This window comes from Aurantimonas sp. A3-2-R12, assembly GCF_036016755.1.
GTDB lineage: Bacteria > Pseudomonadota > Alphaproteobacteria > Rhizobiales > Rhizobiaceae > Aurantimonas > Aurantimonas coralicida_A.
The window spans coordinates 36829-62175 of record NZ_JAYXIH010000025.1; the positions used below are offsets into that span (position 1 = coordinate 36829).

Below are 25347 nucleotides of genomic sequence, written 5' to 3' on the forward strand. Positions count from 1 at the left end.
ACGGAAGGGGATCGGAATGAGACACCATGGATAACCCCCCTGCCCGCCCGCTTGTCGGCGTCTCCGTCTGCCTGATGAGTCGCGATCGCGTTCTCCTGGTGGAACGGGGGCAGCCACCTTTCGCCGGTCGCCTGAGCCTGCCCGGCGGCAAGGTGATGTGGGGCGAGCGCCTCGACGCCGCGGCCCGGCGCGAGCTGGCCGAGGAAACCGGCGTGATCGCCGGACCGCTGACCTTTTTGCGACTGCACGAGGCGATCGACGACGCATTTCACGCCGTGATCGCTGTTTTCTGTGGACGGGTTCCCGAGGACGCGGCGATGCAAGCGGCGGACGACGCCGCTGCGCTGTATCTGATGAGCTTGGCGGAGGTCGCAGCAGCGGACGCCGACGGCCGAACGACGCCTGGCCTTTGGCAGGCCGTGAGCGCCGCTGCGGAGCAACTGGTCAAGGACTGAGTGGGAGGCCAGCGAGCGGGTTTCGGCAGACTTTCGCCGTCGGCGGCGCCTCTGGTTGTTGCCAGAATGGCGCAGGCTGCGGGATAAGGCCCGGCATTGTGAGGCAACCCTTGCAAATCCGTTAACGAGAGCTGAAAGATTTCCGATGCGTCTGCGTGTTTCTTTCTCGGCCATCGCCATCGCGGCGGTCCTTCTGGGTTCCGTCGGCGGCACTGACCTACACGCACAGACAACCGAGACGCCGGCGCAAGAAGAGGGTGTCGTGGACGCGGGGGAAACTCCGGCGACGGTGGCGCCGATCGACGCGCCCTACACGAAGTCGTTGAACCGCCTCGCTTCGATTCTCGGGTCGATGCATTTTCTGCGGACGCTTTGCAACGATCCTCAGGCCGCCGTGTGGCGGGAGAAAATGCGGGAACTGATCGAGGCGCAAGCGCCCAACGACGCTGACAGAAGGCATCTGGTGGCGAGTTTCAACGGCGGCTACCGCTCGTTCGAATCGACCTACCGCAGTTGCACACCGGCCGCTCGCGTCGCGGTCAATCGCTATCAGGGCGAGGGGGCGACGCTCGCACGCGAGATTGGCGCTAGGTACGGAAATTAACCTCGGATTAACGGTCCTCGAAAACGGCTTCGATTTTTGCAATGAGATCGTGTTAGGACGTTAACGGGACGTGAAGCCGAAAGGCTGGAATTGAGGGGATCGCAATGATCGATTTGCAGGGTGCCGAGCTGGACGAGATGATCCAGGCCGAAAAAAAGCAAGTCGCTTTCGAATATCACAACGAAGCCTGGGCCGACGGCATCTCGGACGGGATCGAGGCCGAGATCCTGGCGGAGACCGCGATCACGACCGCGCTGACCGAGCTTGTCAGGCTGCATGGCGAGGACGACGTCCTGGGAATGGTCGAGGCGCTACGCCAGCGAATCGAGTTTGGCGAGTTCCGGCCGAACCGGACCATCCAATAGACGCGCAGGGTCGTCCCGACCGTTTTGTCGTGCCGGCGTCCCGGCACTCGTTCGAAGGCAGTGAAAGTTTTGCCAAGCCGATGCGCCGCGTGAACCTTGTCATCAGCGTCGCCGCATTTGGCGTGGCCCTGCTCGCAGCGGCCAATGCTCAGGCCTTCTCCCAGATCGAACCGACTGAGGGACAATCGGATTCCAAGGAAGGAATCCTCGTCGTTCCGTTACCGCCGCTGCCCTCCGCGGACGCCGACGCGAACAGGCCCGCGCCGCAGATCGGCGACGACAGCCCAAGCGATACCGATCCCGAGCGCACTGACGACGGCGAATCGCCATTGCCGCCCGCCGAGGAACCCGAGAGCGGCGGCGATCTGAAATCGAAGCCTTCGTCCGCCGACGCGAAGACGGTGCTCGCGGTTCCGCTCGCCACCGAGATCGCCTATGGCGACGACGGGCTGCCCGCGCCGGTGCGCGACCTTCGCGCCAAACTCATCGCGATCGCCAGGGCCGGCGAGATCGAGAAATTGCGCCCCTATATCGAGGCCGGCGAAGACGGGACGGTTCTGTCTTTCGGCGATGTCGGCGGCGATCCGATTGAATTTCTAAAACAGACGTCCGGCGATGGCGAAGGTCTGGAAATTCTGGCGATTCTTCAAGAGATTCTCCAGGCTGGCCACGTCCGCGTCGAACCGGGCGCCGACAACGAGATCTATGTCTGGCCGTATTTTACCCAGGTTGCCATCGACAGCCTGTCGAAGTCGCAATTGGTCGAACTGTTCGAGCTCGTTACTGCCGGCGACTACGAGGCGATGAAGGAGTTCGGCGCTTATAATTTCTACCGCGTCGGCATTTCGCCGGACGGGCGACTCAGCTTCTTCGTCGCCGGCGACTGAACGCAGTGGAGGCGGCGGTTCCCGCCCCGCCCCAGGCGCGCCGCGCCTATCGTCGCACCGGCAGAGCTTCCAGGAATTCCACCGGCTCGCCGGTAGCGCTCTCGACCAAATCGCCATCCCACATGACCCGGCGGCCACGGACCATCGTGCCGACGGGCCAGCCGGTGACCTGCTTGCCGTCATAGGGCGTCCATTGCGCGCGCGAGCCGATCCAGCCGTCGCTGATCGTCGTCTGGCGCTTCAGATCGGCGATGGTGAAATCGGCGTCGTAGCCGAGCGCGATCCGGCCCTTGTCCGCTATGCCGAAGATGCGCTGCGGCCCGGCCGAGGTTAGATCGACGAAGCGGGCGAGAGACAGCCGGCCGTTGGCGACGTGATCGAGCATGATCGGCACCAGTGTCTGAACCCCGGTCATGCCGGAGGGCGATTGCGGGTAAGGCTTGGCCTTTTCCTCCAGCGTGTGCGGCGCGTGGTCCGAGCCGAGGACGTCGACGACGCCGTCGGCGACGCCTCGCCAGATTCCATCCCGGTGCCGCGCCTCGCGCACCGGCGGGTTCATCTGCAGCTTGGTGCCGAGGCGGGCATAATCGTCCGCCGTCATCGTCAGATGATGCGGCGTCGCCTCGCAGGTGGCGTTGCGCTTGTGGCCGGCGAGAAACGCGATCTCCTCTGCGGTCGAAATATGCAGGACATGGATGCGGGCGCCCTCTTCCTCGGCGATTCGCACCAGCCGCTCGGTGCATTGCAGCGCCGCGATTTCGTCGCGCCAGACCGGGTGCGACGCCGGATCGTTCTCGATTCGCAGCGCCGCCCGCTCGCGCAGGCGGAACTCGTCCTCCGAGTGGAAGGCGGCGCGCCGGCGCGTGCGTTTCAGGATCTCGCGGACGCCGTCGTCGTCCTCGACCAGCAGCGAGCCGGTCGACGAGCCCATGAACACCTTGATGCCCGCGGCGCCCGGCAGCCGCTCCAGTTCGGCAACCTCCGCCGCGTTCTCGCGCGTTCCCCCGACCCAGAAGGCGAAATCGCAATGCATCCGATGGCGACCGCGACGCAGCTTGTCGGCGAGCGCCGCCTCGCTCGTAGTCAGCGGATTGGTGTTCGGCATTTCAAAGACGCAGGTCACGCCCCCGAGGACGGCGGCGCGCGATCCGGTTTCGAGGTCTTCCTTGTGCTCGGCTCCGGGTTCGCGAAAATGCACCTGGCTGTCGATGACACCCGGCAGAACGTGCAGGCCGGTGCAATCGATCACCGTCCCGGCCGATCCGGGATCGATCGTCCCGATCGCGGCGATCCGTCCCTCTATGATCCCTATATCGCGGATGCCGGCGCCGTCCTGATTGACGACCGTGCCGCCCTTTAGAACCGTCTCGTAGGTCGTGGCGGTCGTGCTCATCGATGCTATCCCGTGCTTGTCCCTCTGCCGTGTCCGGCTTACGTAACTGAGCTGGATCACACAAGCGAGCCGCCCATGCCCTACGCCCAATTGCCGGAGCGGACCGTTCTCGCCGTCACCGGGGACGATGCCGATCATTTTCTTCAGACGCTGGTTACCGCCGACCTCGACCAGCTCGGCGCGGCGGAGATGCGGCCCTCGGCGCTTTTGACACCGCAGGGCAAGATCCTGTTCGAATTCTTGATCGGCCGAATCGACGGCGGCTATCGCCTCGACTGCGCCCTGGCCGCGGCGGCGGGTCTGACCAAGCGTCTCGGATTGTATCGCCTGCGCAGCAAGGTCGCGATCGAGCCGGAAGCGACGCCGGTATTCGCGCTGTGGGGCGAGGCAAATGCCGCCCTCGCCGGCTCCTTCGTCGACCGGCGCTTCCCGGAGGGAGACGTCGCCCGTCGCTATGGCAACGCGCCGGCAGGGATCCAAGCGGCGGGCCCGGACGACTATCACGCGCTTCGCGTCAGAAGCGGCGTCGCCGAAGCCGAGACCGACTATCCCGGCTCCGATGTCTTTCCTCACGACGTGCTGCTCGATCAGAACGGCGGCGTCTCCTTCAAGAAGGGCTGCTTCGTCGGCCAGGAGGTGGTCTCGCGGATGCAGCATCGCGGCACCGCGCGGCGGCGCCTGATGCTCTTGTCCGGCGAACGGCATCTGACCCCCGGCGCTAATATCGAGGCCGGCGGCAAGACTGTGGGAACGGTGCTGGCGACGACCGGCGCGGACGGATTCGGCTTCGTCCGGATCGACCGGCTGGCGGACATGTTGGCGAAGGGCGAAAAGCTGTCTTCCGACGGAGTCCCGCTGACGGCGACGATCCCGCCCTGGGCGGGCTTTTCCCTGCCGGAGCCCAACCAGGCCGCGTCCGGGACCGGGACCGGGACCGAAGCATGAGCCGAATCGGACCCAAGCCGAAGCGCGTCTGGCAACGGATGCTGTCGGGCCGCCGGCTCGATCTGCTCGACCCGTCGCCGCTCGACGTCGAGATCGAGGACATTGCCCACGGCCTCGCCCGCGTCGCCCGCTGGAACGGCCAGACGCGCGGCGATCACGCCTTCTCCGTCGCGCAGCATTCGTTGATCGTCGAAGCGATCGTGGCGCGAGGAGAAAGCGACCCGCGCTGGCGGTTGGCGGCCCTTCTCCATGATGGTCCAGAATATGTCATCGGCGACATGATCTCGCCGTTCAAGAGCGTCATGGGCGGCGACTACAAGCTGGTCGAAAAGCGGCTCCAGGCGGCGGTGCATCTGCGCTTCGGTCTGCCGGCGAGGCTTCCCGCCCCGGTCGAGAAGGCGATTAAGGCCGCCGACCGGATCTCGGCCTATTTCGAGGCGACACTGCTCGCCGGCTTCGAAGCCCATGAAGCGGCGGCGTTCTTCGGCAAGCCCGGACCGTCGCGGTTCGAGCCTGATGATTTCGCGCCCGTGCCGACGGCGGCGACAGAGGCGGCCTTCCTTCAGCGATTCGCCGAACTCGATGCCGAAGTCGCGGCGACGACGTCGATTGTTGGCAAAGCGGTCAGGCGGGGGTGACAGCGCGACGGCACCGGACATAATGTCAGCGCATGTCCTATCTCGTGGTCTCTTCCCTTGCCGAACTTCCCGCCATCGTCGCCCAGCACGGTGCGCGCGATCTCGTGACGCTGATCAATGCCGATACGGCGGTGCCTCGGCCGACGGGCATTGTCGCCGAGCGTCATCTGTTTCTCGGCTTCAACGACATCGCCGAGCCGATCGAGGGCATGATCGCGCCGTCCGTCGACCACATCGACGAACTGCTCGTGTTTGGACGGCGTTGGGACCGCGAAAAGCCGCTGGCGATCCATTGCTGGGCCGGAATCAGCCGCTCCACCGCCGCCGCCTTCATCCTGGCGCTGGCGATCAATCCGGATCTTGAGGAAGCCGCGCTGGCGCAGGAGTTGCGGCGGCGCGCCCCGTCCGCGACACCCAATCGGCGGCTCGTCGCGCTGGCCGACGAAAAGCTCGGACGCGGCGGCCGGATGGTCAAGGCAATTCACGCCATCGGCCGCGGCGAAGACGCCTTCTCCGGCACGCCCTTCGTTCTGCCGCTGACGCTTTAGCGGCAGATCTCCAGCGTTATCGCCGAAGGTCACCGAGGAAGAAGGCCTGCCTCAGCCCCGCGGCCGATACACGTGATCCGGTCCGGGAAAGTCTCGCGCCCGAACTTCGTCGGCATAGTTCGATACCGCCTGGCCCACAGCCTCCCCAAGGGCCGCGTAGCGCTTGACGAAGCGCGGCGCCCGTTCGGTCAGACCCAGCATGTCCTCCAGAACGAGGATCTGCCCGTCGCAGGCGGCGGCCGCGCCGATACCGATGGTCGGAGTCGCGATATCCCGCGTGATCGCCTCGGCCAAAGGCTCGACGATTCCCTCCAGCACGACGGAGAAGGCCCCCGCCTCGCTGACCGCCCGCGCGTCGGCGAGAATCCGCTCGCGCCCGGATTCGTCGTGTCCCTGCGTGCGAAAGCCGCCGAGCGCGTTTACCGATTGCGGTGTCAGCCCGACATGAGCCATCACCGGAATCCCGCGCTCGGCCAGGAAACCGATCGTCTCAGCCATGCGGGTGCCGCCTTCGAGCTTGACCGCCCCGCAGCCGGTCTCCGCCATCATTCGCACGGCCGCGCGGAAGGCGTCCGACGGGCTCGCTTCGTAGCTGCCGAACGGCATGTCGACGACGACGAGCGCCTTGGACGCGCCGGCCATCACCGCCCGCCCATGGGCGATCATCAGTTCCAGCGACGCGCCGAGCGTCGACCCCATGCCGTGCTCGACCATCGCCAGGCTGTCACCGACGAGGATGCAATCCACATGCGGATCGACGAGCCGTGCCATGATCGTGTTGTAGGCGGTGACGGCGACGATCGGCGTCGCACCTTTGCGAGAACGCAGTTCCGGTGCCGTCAGGCGCGTCGTGCGGATCGGCGAACTCATGCGCATTCTCCCGTTTGGGCGGATCGGCTCTTCTGCGCGGCCACGCGCTGATCGATCAACAGCACCTCGCCGAACCGCGCCGTGACCAACAGGACCACCGGCCGATCGCCGATCCGATCGACGGCGTCGAGCGTCGCCGCGTCGCGAAGATCGAGAGACTGCAGACCGGCGCGGGGCTCGGCTTCGATGATCACCCGAACGGCTGAGAGAACCGTCGCCGCATCGCGCTCGCCGCCAACGACCAATCTCTCGCCCTCGTCGAGAGCGCTTGCCAGGACCGTCGCGGCTGTGCGCTCCTCCGGCGACAGGCGCACATTGCGCGACGACAGGGCAAGACCGTCGGCTTCACGCACCGTCGGCACGGCGACGATCTCGATCGGCATTTCCAGATCGGCGACCATCCGCCGGATGATCGTCAGTTGCTGATAGTCCTTCTCGCCGAAATAGGCCCGGTCCGGCTGGACGATGTTGAACAGCTTGGTGACGACCGTCGCCACGCCCCGGAAATGGCCGGGGCGCAATTCGCCGATCAGGATGTCGCCGAGCGGCTTCAGGTCCACGAAGGCCTGCATCGGCCGGCCATACATCTCATCAACGGGCGGCGCGAAGACGTAGTCGACCGGGAAATTCGCGAGTTGCGCCAAATCGCTCTCGATATCGCGGGGATAGGCGTCGAGATCCTCGTTCGGACCGAACTGCGTCGGGTTGACGAAGATGGTGACCACGACCCGGTCGTTCTCGGCCACCGCCCGCTCGACCAGCTTCAGATGCCCGGCGTGCAGATAGCCCATGGTTGGCACGACACCGATCGTCTCGCCGGCGAGGCGATGCGCCTTCAGCGCGGCACGTAGCGGCGCGATCCGTTCGAACAACTGCAAGCGCCCCTCCTCGGCTGTCGCGGATCTTTTAGCGACCCGAGGCCTCCGGTGGAAGGCTTAACCGCGTTCCAACCATGATGGAGACGAATCAAACGAAAGCGAACATTTGAACGAGCCGCTCCTGGAGCGAACGCGCATCCGTTTCGCTGAGGGTGCCGAGACGCGTGGCAAGCCGGCGATGATCGACCGCTCGGATCTGGTCCGCCGCGATTTCGCCGTCACGGCCATCGAAGGTCACGGCGATACGCGTCGGCCATCCCCGCAGCCGCGGTGTCAGCGGACAGACGATCGCCGTCGACAACGCGCCGTTCATTTCATCCGGGGATACCACCACCGCCGGTCGCGTCTTTCGAATCTCGGAACCAATGGTCGGATCGAGAGTCACGAGCCAGACCTCTCCGCGGCGTGGGTAGCCGCGCTCAATCGGCATCGACCCCCTCGAGATCAGCTTCCAGCCACGTCGCATCTTCTTCCGAAATCTCGGCCCCCCGCTCCCCGAAGGCGTCGGCCCAGCCACTCCGCGAAGACTGGGAACGCGGCCGTATGACCAAGGCACCATCTTCGATCGCAAGATCGGCCCTGTCGGTTAGCCCGACGGCATCGATCACGCTCTTGGGAAGGCGCAAGCCGCGCGAGTTTCCGATCTGAACCAGACGAATTTCCATAGCAGCAAAGTTATCACAACGTAATTACGTTACAAGATCAACTTGCGGCCAATTCGCCGGGGGACCGCCTGCATTCCCTTTGATGATCACACCGATCACCGAAACGCGTTTCCCTTGGGCTCGATCCGGATGCTAACGCTCGGTGAGCGGAACCGGAGACCGGAAGCATGAGCGCGACCACATCGACCGCCAAGGGTGCGACGGCGCCATGGATCGCGATCGCCGCCGGTTGCGCCATCGCGCTGTTGACCTTCGGTCCCCGCTCGGCAATCGGCTTCTTCCAGATTCCGATGCTCGCCGAGCATGGCTGGAGCCGCGAGGATTTCGCCATCGCGATCGCCATCCAGAACCTCTTCTGGGGCGCGGGGCAACCGATCTTCGGCGCCATCGCTGACCGATTCGGCACCGGCAGGGTGCTGATTCTATCAGGGTTTCTCTACGCCGCCGGGCTCGGTGTCACCGCCATCGCCCCGACGCCGTTCTGGCTGACCATCGGTTCCGGCGTCCTTGTCGGGCTTGGCGTCGCCGCCGGCTCATTCGGCATCGTGCTGGCGGCCTTCGCGCGGCGGGTGTCGCCCGAGCAGCGCTCCTTCGTCTTCGGCCTCGGCACCGCCGCGGGCTCGGCCGGCATGTTCCTGTTCGCGCCACTCAGCCAGGCACTGATCGACAGCTATGGCTGGTCCGATTCGCTGCTCATCCTGTCGGCCATGATGCTGCTGGTGCCACTGTTCGCTTATGCCTTGCGCGGCAATAGCCGCACCTCCGGCAACCTCCAGGCAGAGGTGGAGCAGACCATGGGCGCGGCGCTGCGCGAGGCTTTCGCGACCAAGAGCTATCTGCTTTTGACCACCGGCTTCTTCGTCTGCGGCTTTCAGGTCGCCTTCATCACCGCGCATTTTCCGGCCTATATCGCCGACCTCGGCATGGCGCCGGTCTGGGCGGTGACGGCGCTCTCCCTGATCGGCTTCTTCAACATCATCGGCTCGATCGGCTCGGGCCTGATCGGCCAGCGCTATTCCAAGCCGCATTTCCTCGCGCTGATCTATATCGGCCGCTCGATCGCGGTGACCATCTTCCTGCTGACGCCGCAGACGCCGGCGACGGTCGTCGTCTTCTCCACGGTGATGGGGCTGTTGTGGTTGTCGACGGTGCCGCCGACCAATGCGCTCGTGGCGATCATGTTCGGCACCCGCTATCTGGGACTGCTCGGCGGGCTGGTCTTCTTGTCGCACCAGATCGGCTCGTTTCTCGGCGTCTGGCTCGGCGGCTATCTCTACGTCGCGATGGGCTCCTACGATCCGGTCTGGTGGCTCGGCGTCATCCTCGGCCTGATCGCGGCGGTCGTCCACTGGCCGATCCGTGAGGCGCCGGTGGAGCGCGAATTGCTGCCGGCATAAGACGGCGTTCGATCAGGCGTTTGTTCGGGCGCGGATTTTCTCGATGGCGGCCAGGAACCCCGCTCGGGAGAGCGGCTCGGCAAGGCCGCGCGGCTCGAACACATGCCGCGAGAGGAAATAGCCGGTCATGCGAAACCCGTCGACGAGGCTTTGCGGGTCGCACGCCGTGTCGCTTTCAATGAGAAAAGCGGGGAGAGGCAACAGTTTGTCGCGCCACGGCTCGCCAGCGCCCCGGCTGACCGCCCGGCCGGTCTTCGGCGAGACATAGGCGAGATCGTCCCGCCGCCCGGTCGCCGCGCAACGCTCCAGGTCAAGGCCGAAGCCGAGTTCTTCCAAGAGTGCGATCTCGAACCGCAGCATCAATTCCGCCGCCTTGTCCGGCTCGTCCAGATGATCGACGATCACTGCCAGTCCGTCATAGAGCCTTGCGTGCGGGTCGCGCTCGGCGAGCAGGCGCAGATGCGCGGCGACAAGCTGGACACCGTTGAGGCCGATGCCGTTTTCCATCAGCCGCGCCGCGCGAAGTTCCAGCGGTTCGATGCGGAAGGTGCCCATATGCTCGTCGAGCCGGGCGCGCCAGTGGATAGCGACGGAATTGCCGGGTTGGAGCATCGGCTGCTGCTTGCGCGAGCGCCCGCCGCGCACGAGACCGAGATGGCGGCCACGCTCACGGGTCATCACCTCGGCGATGACGCTGGTCTCGCCATGTCGGCGCACGCCCAACACGATCGCATCCTCACGCCATTCCATGGGAAACCGCGTCCCTTCCCGCTTGGACCGGCGCCGACGCGCCGGATCGGATAGCACCCGAAATCCGGTGGCAATCCGATGTCGGCGATCGCGCTGACTATTTCTCGAAAGTCAGCCCCATCTCGCGATAGCGCTCCGGGTCATCGCCCCAGTTTTCGCGGACCTTGACGAAAAGGAACAGGTGAACCGTCTGGTCGGCGGCCTCCATGATCTCCTTGCGCGCCGCCTGGCCGATCGCCTTGATGGTCTCGCCATTGTGACCGATGACGATGCGCTTCTGGCTGTCGCGCTCGACATAGATCGTCTGCTCGATACGCACCGACCCGTCCTTGCGCGCTTCCCACAATTCGGTTTCGACATGGGACGAATAGGGCAGTTCCTGATGCAGTCGCAGGAAGAGCTTTTCGCGGGTGATCTCGGCCGCGAGCTGGCGTAGCGGCAGATCGGTGATCTGGTCTTCGGGATAATACCACGGGCCTTCCGGCAGCGCGCGGGCCAGATAGGTCATCAGATCGTCGCAACCCGAGCCGTTGAGCGCCGAGATCATGAAGATTTCGGCGAAATCGCCGCGCTCCGAAATCTCCTTGGTCAACCCCAGCAGGCGGTCGCGTTTCATGCGATCGACCTTGTTGAGCAAGAGCACCTTCGGCTGATCGACGGTTTTCAGCCGCTCCAGGATCGTCTCCACGTCCTCGCTGATGCCCCGGTCGGCATCGATGATAGCGAGCACGATATCGGCGTCCCTGGCACCGGACCAGGCGGTCCGCACCATCGCCCGGTCGAGCCGCCGCTTCGGCGCGAACACGCCCGGCGTGTCGACGAAGACGATCTGGGTGCGGTCGCGGATGGCGATGCCACGCACCAGCGCCCGTGTCGTCTGCACCTTGTGCGTGACGATCGAGACCTTGGTGCCGACAAGCTGATTGACCAGCGTCGACTTGCCGGCATTGGGCGCGCCGAGCAGCGCCACGAAGCCCGAGCGGGTCGGCGCGAGAGCGCCCTCGGCCGGGACCGCGGTGTCGTGGGTCTGGTCGTCTTGGTCGGTCAATTGTCATCCTTCCAGACAGATTCGCGGATAAGGACCGCGGTGGCGGCCTCCTGTTCGGCAATTCGCTTCGAGCGTCCTTGGCCGTCCGCCGTCTCGACACCGGGGACGGTGACGCGGACGGTGAACACCGGATCGTGGTCGGGGCCGGACCGTTCCACGATGTCGTAGCGCGGTGTCTCCGGCCCGCGGGTATGGGCCCATTCCTGCAGCGCCGTCTTCGGATCGCGCCGGGCGCTTCCCGCGTCATCGAGACGCCCCGCCCAATGGGCGATGATGAAGCCGCGCGCCGTCTCCAGCCCTTCGCCGAGATAGATCGCCGCGATCAGCGACTCGACGAGATCGGCGCGGATGCTCCGCGTCCGCTCGCCCTTCAGCTTCTTCAGATCGCCGCCATGTCGGACGAATTCGTAGAGTCCGAGTTCATCGGCGATTTCGGCGCAGGTCTCGGCGCTGACCAGGGAATTCAGCCGCAACGACAGCTCGCCTTCGTCGGCACTGGGAAACATTTCGAACAGCTTTTCGGCGATCACAAGGCCGAGCACCCGATCGCCGAGAAATTCCAGCCGCTCGTAGCTGCGGTCGTTGCCACCGGAGGGCCGCAGGCTCGAATGGGTGAGCGCGCGCTCGAACCGCGCGCGCTCGCGAAATCGAATGCCGAGCCGGCGTTCGAGCTCGTCGAGCGACTTGTCGGCTTTCAGCTTAGCCATGTCAGAATGCGGCTCGGACGCAAATCCGTCGGCCATTTCCAGATTTCGAGCGGCGACACGTCATCCTGGACGGAGAAGAAGATCACCTGCGCCTTGCCGACCAAATTCTCGAAGGGAACGTAACCGACGTCGAACCGGCTATCCAGCGAGTTGTCGCGGTTGTCACCCATCATGAAATAATGCCCGTCCGGCACCACGAATTCGCGGGTGTTGTCGCCGGCCGAGCTCGGGCTGAGATCAAGCGTCAGATAGGAGACGCCATTGGGCAGCGTCTCGCGATATTGCGGCACGGCGGTGCCGTCGTCGGCGACGAACTCGCCCACCACTTCGCGCGGTACCGGTTTGCCGTTGATGGAGAGCACGCCATCGCGGACCTGGATGCGATCGCCCGGCAGACCGATCAACCGCTTGATATAATCGGTGTCCTCCTCGCGTGGCTTGCGGAAGACGACGACATCACCCCGATCCGGCGCGGAGCCGAGCAACCGGCCCTCGAACAGCGGCGGCGAGAACGGGATCGAATATTTCGAGAAGCCGTAGCTCCATTTGGAGACGAAGAGGTAGTCGCCCACCAAAAGCGTCGGCATCATCGAGCCGGAGGGAATCGAGAATGGCTGGAACAGGAACGTGCGGATGATCAGCGCCAAAAGCAGCGCCTGCACGATGACCTTGACGGTTTCGCCGAAGCCGCCGCCTTGTTCCGCCCGTTCGGCCTCGTCGACCATGCCCTGCCCTTCATTGCCGTTTCGCGCCGCAAAACGTCGCTCGGCGCCTTCTATCGGCTCGCTTTCACCGGAGCAATGCACTGAATTGTTAAACTTCGTCGGAGATGCGCAGGCTTCCCCCCGCCGTGACCGAGCGTTGAGCCTTCTCGGCACTCCGAAGTGGTCTGGCCGGCGGCCGCCCTTCCAGAATGCGCCGCGTGCGGTGTTTTTGAAAGCTGCGCGCCGCGGCGAACACCAGCCCGTATGCCAGCAACCCGGCAGCGGTGCCGAGGGGAATCCCGCCGACGAGCATCGGCTTGACGATGGGCGTCCAGATCGAGGCGAAATCCATATGCGTCAAGGCGCGGCCAATCCCCGAGGGCGCCGTTCCATCGATCGTCCGCGAGGTCAGGAAGAACTGCCCGATTTCATAGGTCGCGCCCCAGATGAACGGAAAGCTCAGCGGGTTGCCGACCGCCGTTCCGAGCGCCGCCGACGCCATGTTGCCGGCGACCACATAGGCGAGCGCGAAGGCGAGCAGGAAGTGGAAGCCGATGAAGGGTGTGAAGGATGAAAAGACCCCCGCGGCGAAGCCGGCGGCAATGGCGTGCGGCGTCGCATTGAGCCGCAGAACACGCTTCTGCAGGTAACGGAACGAGCGCGAGAACGAGCGGCGCGGCCAAAGCAGCGTACGAAGCTTCGATCCAAACTTTTCCGGATGGCGTCGCCCGAACAGCATGCCCGTCGCATTCCTCATCTCGCCGGCGCACCGGCCATGGTCCACAACCTATATAGGACCTGATGCCGACATTCCGTAAACGGCTTGACGAGCACCGGCCATGGTCGCGGTTCAGAGCGTCCGGCTACCGGGCTTGACTGGCGGAATTGCGGCGAGTTCGGGCGGCAGCGCATCGGCCGGATAGGCCGGGACCGCATGTTCGGCCAGTGCGACCAGCGGCACGCCGACATCGGCTTTACCGGCGGAACGATCGATGATGCAGGCCGCCGCCGCGACCTCTATTCCCAGATCCTCCAGGCACGCGATGGTCTCGCGAATCGACAGCCCGGTTGTGACGATGTCCTCCACCACCACGACGCGGGAGCCGCGCGGCACCTCGAACCGGCGGAGCTTGAAGACCCCGCCTTCCCGCTCGACCCATACTGCCGGCACGCCGAGATGCCGTGACGTCTCATAGGCCGGAATCAGCCCGCCGATCGCCGGCCCGACGACGTAGTCGATGCGTCCAGGGACGTCCGCCCGAATCCGCTCGGCCAGGGCACGGCACAAACGCTCGGTCAAAGGCGGATGCATGAACACCCTGGCCTTCTGCAGAAATACTGGACTGCGCAGGCCGGACGTCAGGATGAAATGGCCTTCGAGATAGGCTCCGGCCTCGCGAAAGATCGCAAGCACGTCGTCGCTGGTCATATCGCCGCTGCTCCGTATTCGGCCAATTCCCGCTGCCGCCTATCAGGAGAACATCATACAGACAAATGGAGGGATAATTTGGTGGCTGGTGTAGGGCTCGAACCTACGAGGAGTCCGCAACACCTTTTACCAATTTTTTTCCGATGCGGCCGGTGGTCTTGATCAAGATCAAAGCCGCCTGCGCGCACTTCTTGCATGATTGATCTCAAATTGGCGCTCGGACTGCGTGCGCGACCATAGAAAAAGGCCGGATCGTTTTTTAAGCGCTGTTTCTTAGCGACTGAAGCGGGAAACGACCCTGTCCTCCCGACGCAGCAAATCAGGAAAGGCTTTGGAAGATGTTCGCAGCGGATCGCCGAAGTCTCGCACCCAATGTGAAGCCGGTTCAGCCCAATGATGCTTATGTGCCGGTAATGCCGGTCGTTACCGCTGCGCTGGCTGATCATCGTGGTGAGTTTCTGCGCTATCTCCTGCGCCGCCTCGGGGACAGGGATACGGCGGAGGACGTGCTTCAGAACTTCTGCTTGCGGGTAGTTTCCAGCAGCGTCGACCTCAGAAAGAGTGAAGGCGTGATTGCTTGGCTTTATACGGTGCTGCGGTCTGCCCTCACGGATCACTACCGACGGGAGGCCGCGCGACGGCGGCGGGAAGGCAGCTATGCGCGGGAGCAGACCACGCTGAGCGAAAATCCTGACGAAATCGATCTCGAAGATATCCCTTGCGAATGTTTTCGCGAACTCCTCCCCGCGTTGCGGCCGGACTATGCGGTGATCCTGCAACGGGACGATTTATCGGACGAACCCCGCGAAAAGACCGTAGCGAATCTCGGCATTACACCTGGAAACGCCAGAGTCCGGCTGCATCGAGCACGCCAAGCTTTGCGCGAAGCAATGTACGAATGCTGCGGCAGCTGTTGCGAACATGGTTTCAACAGTTGCACATGCGGCGACCGCCACCACTCGACTGGTGCGACAGAGATGAGCCAAGTCGCCTTTTCCTGACCGATTGGATCGCCTGCTTCGGCCATAATACCGCGTCGAATGCCTCATCGCGGAGCTGTGTCCGCCGATCGGTGCTTTGGGCCCGGTCGTTGAGGTGTCTGCACGTGGGGAAGCCCGGTGTCCGACGATCGCGACTGTGTGTCATTTGGGCAAGAGAGGCCTCGGCGCCGACATGACTGCTGGTCTGTCGAAAGTGCTGTAACGCCGCGCATGGTGTTCCGTCTGTTGTGAACCAAAGGCTAGCAAGAGACATCACGCGTCGACGCATTCGACGTCGTTTCCTGCGTTTGCCGCAAGGGTCATTGGCATGGAAAAGAAGGTCGACACGATGGGCTATGCGCAAAGTCCGCGACGTGAAGACGCCGCCTGGCGGGTCGAGGATTTTGACGCCGCGATCTTCGATCTCGACGGTGTGGTCACGCGGACAGCCCGCGTCCACGCTGCCGCCTGGAAGCGCCTGTTCGACGAGTATCTGAAGCGGCGGGCTGGAGCGACAGGAGCGCCGTTCCGCCCATTTCTCGATGACGATTACCGGCGCTATGTCGACGGCAAGCCGCGCTATGACGGGATAGAGAGCTTTCTGCAATCGCGTGGCATCGCGCTTCCCCCTGGCGCGGCCACAGATCCGCCCGATCGTGAAACCATCTCCGGACTCGGCAACCGCAAGAATCAGTATTTTCATAAGAGTTTGGAGAAAGACGGCGTCGAAGTCTTCGAGAGCAGCGTGGCGCTAATCCGCGAGCTGCGCGCACGCGGCGTCAAGACGGCGCTCGTCTCGTCCAGCCGCAACGCTCGTGCCGTCCTCGCCGCCGCCGGGCTCACGGATCTCTTCGACGTCTGTGTGGACGGCACCGACGCACACCAGCTCGACCTGAAGGGAAAGCCGCGGCCCGACATCTTCCTCGCCGCCGCCAAGGCGCTCGGCGTTCCGCCGAAACGGGCCGCGGTGTTAGAGGATGCGATCAGCGGCGTCCAGGCCGGTCGCGCCGGCAGCTTCGGCCTGGTTGTGGGTGTCGACCGGGCGGATCAGGCAGCGGCCCTGCGCAAGGCCGGCGCCGACATGGTCGTAGCCGACCTCGCCGCCTTGCATCTGCCGTCCCCCATGCCATCGGCGGGGCCCACATCGATGGAGCGGCGCGATGGCCGATAGCCGCTGGACGCTCGTGTATGAGGGCTTCGAGCCGGCGCAGGAAGGTCTCCGCGAGGCGCTCTGTACGCTCGGCAACGGCTATTTCGCGACACGCGGCGCGGCGGACGAGAGCGCGGCCGACGATGTCCACTACCCCGGCACCTATCTTGCCGGCGGCTATAACCGCTTGTCCACCGACATCGCCGGCCGCATGGTCGAGAACGAGGACCTCGTCAATCTGCCGAACTGGCTGCCACTGCGCTTTCGCCCCGAGGACGGCGACTGGATCAACCTGCGGCGCGTCGAAATCCTCGCCTATCGGCAAGAGCTCGATCTCGGCGGCGGCGTACTCGAACGCAAGGTGCGTATCCGCGACGACCATGGCCGCGAAACGTCCCTCCTCAGCCGCAGGCTGGTCCACATGGGACGACCGCATCTGGCGGCGATCGCGATCACGCTACTCCCGGAGAATTGGTCGGGCCAGCTTGTCGTGCGGACCGCCCTGGACGGGCGCGTCATCAATGGCGGCGTCGAGCGCTATGGCCCACTCGCCAGCAAGCACCTCGTGCCGCTTGAGACGCAAGTGCTGGGAGATGACGGCATGCTGCTCACCGCCGAGACGAGCCAGTCGCGCCTGCGGATCGCGGAAGCGGCGCGCACACGGATTTTCGAGGGCGACGATCTGCTCACCGTCGCGTGCGAGAGCCACGAGGAAGAGGGCTATGTCGGACAGGAACTGAGATTCGCGGTCGCGGAAGGAAGTTCCGTCACGATCGAGAAGACGGTGGCGGTCTTCACCTCGCGGGACCGGGCGATCTCCGAGCCGCGCCAGGCCGCGATAAAGGCGCTTGAACAAGCCGAGCGCTTCGACATGCTTCTGGAATCTCACAGGCGTGCATGGCGCGCTTTATGGAACCGCTGCGACATCGCCATCGATCAGGGCTCGCGCACGCAGATGATCCTGCGGCTGCATGTCTTCCACCTTCTACAGACGGTCTCCCCCAACACGGTTGATCTCGATGCCGGTGTGCCGGCGCGCGGCTTGCACGGCGAAGCCTATCGGGGGCATATTTTCTGGGACGAGCTGTTCATCCTGCCGTACCTGAACTTTCACCTGCCGGAAATCAGCCGGGCGCTCTTGCTCTACCGCTATCGGCGGCTGCCCGAAGCACGTCGGCTGGCGCGCGGGGCAGGTTACCGCGGCGCGATGTATCCTTGGCAGAGCGGCTCGAGCGGGCGCGAGGAAACCCAGACCCTGCATCTCAACCCGCGTTCCGGACGCTGGACACCCGACAACACCCATCTTCAGCGCCATGTCAGCGCCGCCGTGGCGTGCAATGTCTGGCGCTACTGGCAGACGACCGGGGATCTTGCGTTCCTGTCCTGGTACGGCGCCGAGATGCTGATCGAAATCGCCCGCTTCTGGGCGAGTATCGCGACCTACGACGAAGCCTCCGGCCGCTACCAGATTGGCGGCGTGATGGGACCGGACGAGTTCCACGACCGCTATCCGTGGCGAGACACGCCCGGCCTCGACAACAACGCCTACACCAATGTGATGGCGGTCTGGGTTCTGCGCCGCGCCGCGGAGGTTCTCGATCACGTCGGGGTCGAACGCCGTCGCGAACTCGAACACCTGCTTGGGCTAACAACCGAAGAAACCAACCACTGGAACGACATCGCCCGCAAGATGCGGCTGGTGTTCCTCAAGGACGGGATTATCGCCCCGTTCGAAGGCTACGGGGAACTTGAGGAGCTCGACTGGGAGGTCTATCGCGAGAAATATTCCGACATTCACCGGCTCGACCGAATCCTGGAAGCGGAAGGCGACACCGTCAACCGCTACAAGGCCTCGAAGCAGCCCGACGTCCTGATGCTGTTCTACCTGTTCTCCTACGACGAACTGCACGAACTGATCACGTCGCTCGGCTATCCGTTCGAGCCGGACGCGATCCAAAAAAATATCGATTACTACGTCCGGCGCACATCGGACGGCTCGACGCTGAGCCGGGTCGTTCAATCATGGGTCCTCGCTCGCGGCGACCGGAGCCGATCCTGGGATCTCTTCGTGACGGCCCTCGAAAGCGATATCTCCGACATCCAGGGCGGCACGACCGCCGAGGGTATCCATCTCGGTGCAATGGCCGGCACCGTCGACCTCGTCGAGCGTGGCCAGACGGCGCTGGAATTTCGCGACGACACGCTGTGGATCAGCCCATGCCTACCGACGAAGCTGCAACGCTTGCGCCTGAAGCTGCTCTATCGGGGCGATTGGCTCTATCTCGATGTCGGCTGCGACAGACTGACCGTCTCCGCGCCACATGGATGGCACGGCCCGGGAAAAATCGGCGTCCGAAACCAAGTGTATCCGTTCAAGGCCGGCGCCGTCCTGGAATTTTCCTGCGAGGTCACCCATGGCGGCTGGCGGCCAGTCTCGCTAGCGGGGGTACCCGATCCGGATGACCGGCCGGACGTCGATGCAACGACCGCGTCAGAACATCCCGGAGACACACAGCAATGAAGTTCGTCGTATTCGAAGCAGAATCCCGTGAGATTTCCTTCTTCGAGACGTTGAAGGGCTCGCACGACCTGGTTCTCCTCTCCCCGCCTTTGCGAAGGAAAACTGCTCTCCACTTTCGCGCGGCAAGTCCATACGACGACGACGCCCTTCGACATGGTCGTGCTCAACGAATTGGATCGCTTCCATCTGGCGATCACCGCCATCGAGCGGCTGCCGGATCGCGGCGGAGCAGCGGGCGAGGAAGCGATCCAGCAATTTCGCCAGCGACTTGCGACGCATCGCGCCTATATCGTCGACAAGGGCGAAGGCATGCCCGAAATCCGCGACTGGATGTGGCCATCAGATCCGATGCCGGAGACGGCCATGGGAGACAACGACGCTGAGTCTAGCCGATCCTCGTCCGCTCCGCTTCGAGGGCCGCTTCGGCCTTGCGACTGAATTCCGCGGGCGGATGGCCCGGTGAAATAAGTGGCAAGTATGAAACCACGATCGTACCGCTTCGCTTATAGGGCTGGCCGGGGCCCCAGAATTTCCCCGAATTGACCGCCACTGGCAGGACCGAGGTGCCGAGCTTGGCGTAAAGCAGTTCGACGCCGCGCCTGAACCGGATCGGCTCCACGTCCGACTTGCGTGAACCTTCCGGGAAGATGAGCACCGAGCGGCCGCTGGCAAGCGCTGCCCGACTTTGTTCGAGCATGGTCTTCAGGGCTCTTGCGCCTGTCTCGCGATCAATGATGATCATCGGGGATTTTCTCAAATACCACGACACGATTGGAATTCGCAGTAATTCCTGCTTCGCGATAATCGCGACGTTCGGGACGAGAACAAGAAAGGCAAGCGTCTCCCACGTGGATTGATGGTTGCAGATAATGAGGCAGGGCTCATGCGGAATGAACTCCCGACCGCATTCGACATACCGCAATCGGACCACATATTTCAGTCCGACCAGCGCCATGCGGACCCATAGACGTGTCGCCGCCCTAATGGGTCCGGGAGGTGATCCGGCTGCCCACAATACCAGTCTCCCGATCGCGAACGATGCCGTCCAAATGGCAAAAAGCCCATCGAAAATTTTCGACCTCAGCTTGGGGATGCTCATGCTGCGACCCACGACCTCCTACCCGGCAGGTCAGCAACGTGATGCGTGGCCGAACCGCTCACGTCGAGCTTGAAGGCGCGGAACAATCCGCAGCCGTTACTGTCGCGCGCTTTGAACGTTGTGTCGTGCTCCAGCCAGGCGATCCTATATTTTTTCAATGAGTTCCTGGCCTGACATCGCATTTGGAGAACTTGTGACACCGTCGTATCGCCTCTTGAGGTCGACGGAACGCCCGTAGTCGTGACCGAGGAACCAGCGAAGCTGCGCTCCCGTCTTTTCGGTACGCCGCCTAAAATGCTCGTGAACCAACCGCTTCCCATCCGCGGCATGCATGCGAGCCGTCCGTGCCGCTATCCCGCCGAAGTCGGGGATCGCGGCGTTCAAGTCCTCGACTCGCAATTTTGTATCGCCCATAGCCGATATTCCGCGTTGCCCATCGTGTCTACATTCCACTTCCAAGCGGACGATCCGCCCAACGACACGGCTGAATGAGGGGTGGGAGCCCGAGTGCCCGATGTGTGTATTGCCGGCATCACGACATAAAAGACGGAGCGTCATATAAAGCGTTACGGGCCGCGATGGCGAGATGCGAGCATCGCGTCGAGGAAGACAGCAGCTGGCATGACCGGGTCTGCCGAAAGCTGTGAAACCGACGACCCAAAGTCCCTTAGCCATTTCTGCGCTACGCGGATTACGCACCAGGCCCCATGTAGTTAGTCTCACGGGCGGAATATCCACCAGCGCGCAAGGATCGTGTTCCAGCAGGTGGCGCCAGGAAGATATTTGGTGGGTGATGTAGGGTTCGAACCTACGACCCGCTGATTAAGAGTCACTTCTTATCGGAAACTTTTCAAAGAGTTGGCTGCAAACTAAGTCGCGTTTGCCCTCATCGAAAACAACAGGTTAGGCGCGGTTTGCAAACCGCAAATCGCCGCTGATCTACCTGTACCGCCTGACCCGCCGCACCACCACCCCACACCAACAGAAAAGGAAGCACCCATGGAAATCCTTGCGATCCGCCCGGAACCACCCGGCGCGGCAACGAAACGGCTTGCGCATTTTGATGCGCAATTGACGCCGGACATCAGGATCTTCGGATTGAAGCTCGTCCAGACACCTAGCGGCCCGCGTGTCTACCCGCCGCGAGGCGGCGCAAACGCCTGCGCGACCTTCTCGCCGGCCTTCGCAATCGAATTGACCAGCGCCGCAATGGCAGCTCTCGACGGGGAAAACCGTGGCATCATTGAAGATAGTTGAAACGGCCGCCGCTTTTGCGGTTGCCGACCTGCGCCACCAATTGATCGCGAACGGGTATGTCCCGATTCCTGTCGCCGGGAAGTCGCCTCGCATTGTCGGTTGGCAGAAGCTCAAGCCGCTCGCCGATCACGTCGATGGGTTAATCCGGGCGCACCCCGATCATAACAACACGGGGCTGTTGACCGGCGATCTCGTGGCGATCGACATCGATGCGCCGGATGCCCCTACTTCAATGAAGTTGGTGGAAATGGTTCTGGACCTGCCGTGGGGCACTGCGTCCCCATGCCGCGTCGGCAAGGCGCCTAAGTGCCTCTTTATATTCCGCGCCACCGCGCCGAGGAAGAAAGCGACGACCGGCAAATTCCTCATCAATGACAAGCGATGCGAAGTCGAGGTGCTCGGCATCGGCAACCAGTTCGTCGCCTATGGCATCCACCCCGACACCAACGCGCCATATGACTGGAGCAATGGCGAGCCGACCGAAGTGGCATTTGCCGACCTTCCCGAGATCACGCCCGAGACGCTGGACACCTTCCTGGCCGCTGCACGCGAATTGCTGGCCGCCCGTGGGGAGCCGGAAGCTTCGAAGAAGAAGCCGGCTGCGGCGAATGACAATCGTCCTCCTGCGGCGGCAGGCGATGGGCCTTGGGCGGACATCAAAACCCGCGCCTTCGCGGATCTCGACGCATGGGTTCCGGCGCTGGGCCTTGATAGGCTGCGGCGGTATCAGGATGGATTCCTGGCAGTCGCGTCCTTTCGCCCTTCCCGCCGTGCCGGACTGGCGACGGCGAAGCGCGGACAGGCGTTGGAAATCTCGCCGGCTGGCATTTGCGATCACTCTGACGGAAACAAGGGGTACTCGCCGATCGGTCTGGTCGCCGTCTGCCTTGGCCTGGAACCCGGCGCGGCTGCCGATTGGCTACGCGACCGCGTTGGGGGAGGTGCGCGGGTGGACACCACCCCGCCTGTCGCGCACGTGGCGCTGTTGGCCAACCACAAGGGGAACGGCAAGGGCAAGGATGTCCCGGTAGCCGCGAATGACAATGACCGCTTCGCCTCGATCGACGCGGACACCCTGCTTGGCATGACGTTTTCCCCAGTCAAGTACGTGGTGCCCGGCTATCTCGCAGAGGGCCTGACGCTATTGGGCGGCCGGCCGAAGCTGGGGAAATCATGGCTCGCACTCGGCTTTTGCGTCGCAGTCGCGAGTGGCGGCTCGACGTTAGGCGTGGAATGCGAGCCCGGCGATGTCCTCTATTGCGCCCTCGAAGACAACCAGCGCCGTTTGCAGGATCGCCTGCGCACGGTCATCCCCCGACTGAAATCGATGCGGCCGAGCCTGTCGCGGTTACGGTTGCAAACCGAGGCGCCCAAGGTTGGAGCCGGCCTTGTCGAAATGCTCGACGCGTGGCGGCAGTCGGTGGCGGATCCGCGCCTTATCGTCATCGACACATTGGCGATGGTGCGCCCGCCAAAGAAGGGCAACCAGGACGCCTACTCGGCAGACTACGAAGCCATCTCGCCCCTGCAACGCTTCGCCAGCGAGCACCGGATAGCGGTGATCGCTGTGACACACGTGCGAAAGGCCGAGGCCGACGACCCGCTGGAAATGATAAGTGGCACGAACGGTCTAACCGGCGCGGCCGACTCCACCATGGTCCTGTCGCGGGATTCGGATGGCGCGAAGCTTTACGGACGCGGGCGGGATGTCGAGGAAATCGAGAAGGCGCTCCGCTTTGAGGATGGCCGATGGACAGCCCTTGGCGACGCCGACGACGTGAAGCGATCCGGCGAGCGCCGTAAGATCATGGCCGCCATGAACGACGCCGGCAGAGCGTTGACGCCGGCCGAGATTGCCGAGGCGACAGAGATGAAACCGGCCAATGTCCGGTATCTGCTCCGCAAAATGGTCGAGGCCGGCGAAGCCGAGAAATGCGGATACGGCGCTTACAAGTCGGTTTAACCCCTAACTCTACCCCCCTCACAGCCCTCACACCCCTTACTCTCAATAATACGAAGAGTGAGGAGTGTGAGGAGAGTGAGGGGGGGGTAACGAACCGCCCTATCGGGCATCCCGAAACGAGGAGAGAACAAATGGGCCAGCACATGATCCCCATCACCCCCAAGCCGGGCCTGCACCCGGACACTGGAAAGCCTGTCATCGCCATCGGCGTTGACGCCACCAGCTTCTCGCCGAAAATGATTATCTTGATTTCGGACTCCCTCGGCACGCGCGCCGAAGTCGTCGATTTCGTGCGGAATCGCCCGCAATGATCGTTACGGCGAAACCCTGCCCGGTCGATCCGGTCTTCCGCCATCCCGTCACCACGCCGGCCGCGCGCCTTGCCACGCTCACTGCGGCGGCGCGCGAGGCGATCGGCAGCACCGAGGATGGCACCACGCTCGACGGGCTGGCCCGAGCCCTGGACGCCACCCACGCCGAAGCGCGCGACACGGCGCAAGCCATTGGCAGCGCGGCCGTGTGGTATTGCTCGAGTCGAGGGTGGAGGATACGGATTCGCTCGCCGCAGGAGCGCAGGCTTGTGGCAGCGAACGACAACACGCCCATGGGGTACCGCGCATGACTACCCGGCCGGCAGGCAGCACCGGGCGCCTCACTCTTCGGTATTGCTATTACAGGTTTTCTCACGCGTGCGCGTGCGCAAGCGTGAGCGATGGGGCGGCTCGCAGGATGGTAACGGCAACAATCGCAGACCGGCGCGGTACTGTCGCACGCGACGCCGCAGGTTTTAAGGCGGGACGCCCGCAAGGCCACGGGGCGGGGCACATCTCCACGGCCTCGCCGGCCCGCACCCGCGTCCCCAGCAACAGCGTTTCATTTCCAATATAGGAAATCGGGATTAGAAAATGATTACAGTCAACGGCCGCAGATTCGTAAGCCGATATACCGCGCCGGGAGAAATTTGGTAGCGCCCGCCGCGCCTGCGCCTTGGCGAAGGCGCGGCGCCGTCTTCGTCGCCGACAAGCACCGCTCCAAGGCGGTGGTGGAAGAGTTCCTCGGCGATCATCGCCCNAGGCGCGGCGCCGTCTTCGTCGCCGACAAGCACCGCTCCAAGGCGGTGGTGGAAGAGTTCCTCGGCGATCATCGCCCGGATTACTGAATCTCCGACCGCTATGGCGGCCAGATGGGCTGGGCCAGGCGAGAACATCAGATCTGTCTCGCGCATCTGATCCGCAACGTGCAATACGCGATCGAGGCTAGCGACGCCGTCTTTGCGCCGGGCCTGAAGGGCCTGCTCAAACGCGCCTGCGCCATCGGGCGTCGGCGCGAGCGCCTCGCCGACGCCACGCTCGAGACCTACGAGGCCGACCTCGATCGCCGGATCGACCGCCTCATGGCCCTGGTCCCGAGCCACCCGGCCGGCGACAAGCTGCGGACGGTCGTCAAGAAAACCCGCCGCCATCTCTTCGTCTTCGTCCAAAACCGTGATCTGTCGGCGACCAATAACGGCTCGGAGCGGGCGCTGCGCCCCTGTGTGGTCTATCGCAAGATCACCAACGGCTTCCGCAGCGAATAGGGCGCCACCCTCTACGCGGATATCAGGTCCGTCGTCGAAACCGCGCGCCGAAGATCGATCCGCGCCATCGACGCCATCTGCATCACCCTCGACGAACGGCATCTGCCGATCGGCACATAGAGCGGGCCATCGCCCGCTTGCGGCCCGCAAAGTCTTCATGCAAAACATGGGGGATCGAGGCGTCGTCGCCAATGTCTGATGCCGACAGGATGCGAAGATCGTGGCCAAGACCAGCGCGCCGAAGACCAGTGCCAGCATGAACATCATCACTGTGAAGGTGACGCTGCGCGGCACGAAGCCGCCGGTCTGGCGCCGGCTGGTCATGCCCGGCACGATGACGCTCGGTGACCTGCACCAGGCGATCCATGCGGCGATGGGCTGGCATGATGGCCACCTCCATGCCTTCGACAGGGAATGGTCGAGTAGCTAATCCATTCGGCTTCGCCCTCACAGATCCGGGCATGCGGCTTTCCCGCACCCGGCTCCTCCCGGAAGTAACCCGCATTAAGCTGCTCGTG

General features: G+C 63.9%; 28 protein-coding genes and 1 pseudogene. 18 read left to right on the plus strand and 11 right to left on the minus strand.

Annotated features, from left to right (window positions below; translation table 11 throughout):
* Positions 1-26 precede the first annotated feature (26 nt).
* The 4 genes from VSX60_RS13935 (at position 27) to VSX60_RS13950 (ending at position 2311) form a co-directional block, all read left to right on the plus strand.
* Positions 27-455 carry an NUDIX domain-containing protein gene (locus VSX60_RS13935; RefSeq protein WP_327624827.1) on the plus strand — a complete coding sequence of 143 codons (429 nt, stop codon included), beginning with the start codon at positions 27-29 and terminating at the stop codon, positions 453-455.
* Positions 456-600: 145 nt separating this feature from the next.
* Positions 601-1059, plus strand: coding sequence for a TIGR02301 family protein (locus VSX60_RS13940; protein WP_327624828.1), 459 nt, complete (start codon positions 601-603; stop codon positions 1057-1059).
* A gap of 104 nt (positions 1060-1163) precedes the next feature.
* Positions 1164-1424, plus strand: coding sequence for a hypothetical protein (locus VSX60_RS13945; RefSeq protein ID WP_206453373.1), 261 nt, complete (start codon positions 1164-1166; stop codon positions 1422-1424).
* Positions 1425-1513: 89 nt separating this feature from the next.
* Positions 1514-2311: a hypothetical protein gene (locus tag VSX60_RS13950; protein ID WP_327624829.1), complete on the plus strand. Its 798-nt coding sequence runs from the start codon at positions 1514-1516 to the stop codon at positions 2309-2311.
* A 46-nt stretch (positions 2312-2357) separates the two neighbouring features.
* Here VSX60_RS13950 and VSX60_RS13955 read toward each other — a convergent pair whose 3' ends face one another.
* Entirely contained in the window at positions 2358-3704 is a 1347-nt protein-coding gene (locus VSX60_RS13955; RefSeq protein ID WP_327624830.1) for a dihydroorotase, read from the minus strand.
* Between the two features lie 75 nt (positions 3705-3779).
* Here VSX60_RS13955 and ygfZ point away from each other — a divergent pair, with 75 nt between their 5' ends.
* The 3 genes from ygfZ to VSX60_RS13970 are packed head-to-tail and all read left to right on the plus strand — an operon-like array spanning position 3780 to position 5835.
* The gene (ygfZ, locus tag VSX60_RS13960; protein ID WP_327624831.1) at positions 3780-4649 is read left to right on the plus strand and encodes a CAF17-like 4Fe-4S cluster assembly/insertion protein YgfZ; all 870 of its coding nucleotides are present in this window, start codon (positions 3780-3782) and stop codon (positions 4647-4649) included.
* Positions 4646-5287, plus strand: coding sequence for an HD family hydrolase (locus VSX60_RS13965; protein WP_327624832.1), 642 nt, complete (start codon positions 4646-4648; stop codon positions 5285-5287). Before ygfZ ends, VSX60_RS13965 begins: the two co-directional genes overlap by 4 nt.
* Positions 5288-5319: 32 nt before the next feature.
* The gene (locus tag VSX60_RS13970; protein WP_327624833.1) at positions 5320-5835 is read left to right on the plus strand and encodes a tyrosine phosphatase family protein; all 516 of its coding nucleotides are present in this window, start codon (positions 5320-5322) and stop codon (positions 5833-5835) included.
* 51 nt (positions 5836-5886) lie between these two features.
* Here the strand turns inward: VSX60_RS13970 and panB are convergent, their stop codons facing one another.
* From panB to VSX60_RS13985, 3 genes are all read right to left on the minus strand, one after another.
* The gene (panB, locus tag VSX60_RS13975; RefSeq protein WP_327624834.1) at positions 5887-6705 is read right to left on the minus strand and encodes a 3-methyl-2-oxobutanoate hydroxymethyltransferase; all 819 of its coding nucleotides are present in this window, start codon (positions 6703-6705) and stop codon (positions 5887-5889) included.
* Positions 6702-7583, minus strand: coding sequence for a pantoate--beta-alanine ligase (panC, locus tag VSX60_RS13980; protein WP_327624835.1), 882 nt, complete (start codon positions 7581-7583; stop codon positions 6702-6704). Before panC ends, panB begins: the two co-directional genes overlap by 4 nt.
* Positions 7584-7671: 88 nt before the next feature.
* Positions 7672-8013 (minus strand): type II toxin-antitoxin system PemK/MazF family toxin, encoded by a 342-nt coding sequence (locus VSX60_RS13985; RefSeq protein WP_327624837.1) that lies wholly within the window; start codon positions 8011-8013, stop codon positions 7672-7674.
* 402 nt (positions 8014-8415) lie between these two features.
* On the opposite strand from VSX60_RS13985, the gene VSX60_RS13990 reads away from it, so the two are divergent.
* A complete protein-coding gene (locus VSX60_RS13990; protein WP_327624838.1) occupies positions 8416-9645 on the plus strand; it encodes an MFS transporter in 1230 nt (409 codons plus the stop codon).
* 12 nt (positions 9646-9657) lie between these two features.
* Here VSX60_RS13990 and recO read toward each other — a convergent pair whose 3' ends face one another.
* The 6 genes from recO to pyrE all read right to left on the minus strand — a co-directional run bounded on the left by recO (position 9658) and on the right by pyrE (position 14283).
* Positions 9658-10395: a DNA repair protein RecO gene (gene recO / locus VSX60_RS13995; protein ID WP_327624839.1), complete on the minus strand. Its 738-nt coding sequence runs from the start codon at positions 10393-10395 to the stop codon at positions 9658-9660.
* Positions 10396-10492: 97 nt separating this feature from the next.
* The gene (gene era, locus VSX60_RS14000; RefSeq protein ID WP_327624840.1) at positions 10493-11443 is read right to left on the minus strand and encodes a GTPase Era; all 951 of its coding nucleotides are present in this window, start codon (positions 11441-11443) and stop codon (positions 10493-10495) included.
* Positions 11440-12150, minus strand: a complete 711-nt coding sequence (gene rnc, locus VSX60_RS14005; RefSeq protein ID WP_327624841.1) for a ribonuclease III — start codon at positions 12148-12150, stop codon at positions 11440-11442. The genes era and rnc overlap by 4 nt, the downstream gene beginning before the upstream one ends.
* The gene (gene lepB, locus VSX60_RS14010) at positions 12138-12875 is read right to left on the minus strand and encodes a signal peptidase I (protein ID WP_327624842.1); all 738 of its coding nucleotides are present in this window, start codon (positions 12873-12875) and stop codon (positions 12138-12140) included. The genes rnc and lepB overlap by 13 nt, the downstream gene beginning before the upstream one ends.
* Before the next feature lie 88 nt (positions 12876-12963).
* Positions 12964-13593 carry a DUF2062 domain-containing protein gene (locus tag VSX60_RS14015; protein ID WP_442873102.1) on the minus strand — a complete coding sequence of 210 codons (630 nt, stop codon included), beginning with the start codon at positions 13591-13593 and terminating at the stop codon, positions 12964-12966.
* 111 nt (positions 13594-13704) lie between these two features.
* Complete coding sequence (pyrE, locus tag VSX60_RS14020) at positions 13705-14283, minus strand: orotate phosphoribosyltransferase (protein WP_327624844.1); 579 nt, start codon at positions 14281-14283, stop codon at positions 13705-13707.
* 338 nt (positions 14284-14621) lie between these two features.
* On the opposite strand from pyrE, the gene VSX60_RS14025 reads away from it, so the two are divergent.
* The 4 genes and pseudogenes from VSX60_RS14025 to VSX60_RS14040 all read left to right on the plus strand — a co-directional run.
* Entirely contained in the window at positions 14622-15284 is a 663-nt protein-coding gene (locus tag VSX60_RS14025) for an RNA polymerase sigma factor (RefSeq protein ID WP_327624845.1), read from the plus strand.
* A 307-nt stretch (positions 15285-15591) separates the two neighbouring features.
* Positions 15592-16434: an HAD family hydrolase gene (locus VSX60_RS14030; protein WP_327624846.1), complete on the plus strand. Its 843-nt coding sequence runs from the start codon at positions 15592-15594 to the stop codon at positions 16432-16434.
* Complete coding sequence (locus VSX60_RS14035) at positions 16424-18934, plus strand: glycoside hydrolase family 65 protein (RefSeq protein WP_327624847.1); 2511 nt, start codon at positions 16424-16426, stop codon at positions 18932-18934. The genes VSX60_RS14030 and VSX60_RS14035 overlap by 11 nt, the downstream gene beginning before the upstream one ends.
* 132 nt (positions 18935-19066) lie before the next feature.
* A pseudogene (locus VSX60_RS14040) lies at positions 19067-19276 on the plus strand (hypothetical protein); the annotation flags it as partial.
* A gap of 43 nt (positions 19277-19319) precedes the next feature.
* Here VSX60_RS14040 and VSX60_RS14045 read toward each other — a convergent pair.
* Positions 19320-19889 (minus strand): lysophospholipid acyltransferase family protein, encoded by a 570-nt coding sequence (locus tag VSX60_RS14045; protein ID WP_327624848.1) that lies wholly within the window; start codon positions 19887-19889, stop codon positions 19320-19322.
* 1143 nt (positions 19890-21032) lie between these two features.
* Here VSX60_RS14045 and VSX60_RS14050 point away from each other — a divergent pair.
* The 6 genes from VSX60_RS14050 (at position 21033) to VSX60_RS14075 (ending at position 25259) form a co-directional block, all read left to right on the plus strand.
* On the plus strand, positions 21033-21290 hold the full coding sequence (locus tag VSX60_RS14050) for a hypothetical protein (RefSeq protein WP_327624849.1): 258 nt from the start codon (positions 21033-21035) through the stop codon (positions 21288-21290).
* Complete coding sequence (locus VSX60_RS14055) at positions 21268-23253, plus strand: AAA family ATPase (RefSeq protein ID WP_327624850.1); 1986 nt, start codon at positions 21268-21270, stop codon at positions 23251-23253. Before VSX60_RS14050 ends, VSX60_RS14055 begins: the two co-directional genes overlap by 23 nt.
* 131 nt (positions 23254-23384) lie before the next feature.
* Positions 23385-23564, plus strand: coding sequence for a hypothetical protein (locus tag VSX60_RS14060; RefSeq protein ID WP_327624851.1), 180 nt, complete (start codon positions 23385-23387; stop codon positions 23562-23564).
* Positions 23561-23875, plus strand: coding sequence for a hypothetical protein (locus VSX60_RS14065; RefSeq protein WP_327624852.1), 315 nt, complete (start codon positions 23561-23563; stop codon positions 23873-23875). The genes VSX60_RS14060 and VSX60_RS14065 overlap by 4 nt, the downstream gene beginning before the upstream one ends.
* A 537-nt stretch (positions 23876-24412) precedes the next feature.
* The gene (locus VSX60_RS14070) at positions 24413-24829 is read left to right on the plus strand and encodes an IS66 family transposase (RefSeq protein WP_327624855.1); all 417 of its coding nucleotides are present in this window, start codon (positions 24413-24415) and stop codon (positions 24827-24829) included.
* 220 nt (positions 24830-25049) lie between these two features.
* Positions 25050-25259 carry a plasmid pRiA4b ORF-3 family protein gene (locus VSX60_RS14075; protein WP_327624853.1) on the plus strand — a complete coding sequence of 70 codons (210 nt, stop codon included), beginning with the start codon at positions 25050-25052 and terminating at the stop codon, positions 25257-25259.
* The last annotated feature ends 88 nt before the right edge of the window (positions 25260-25347 follow it).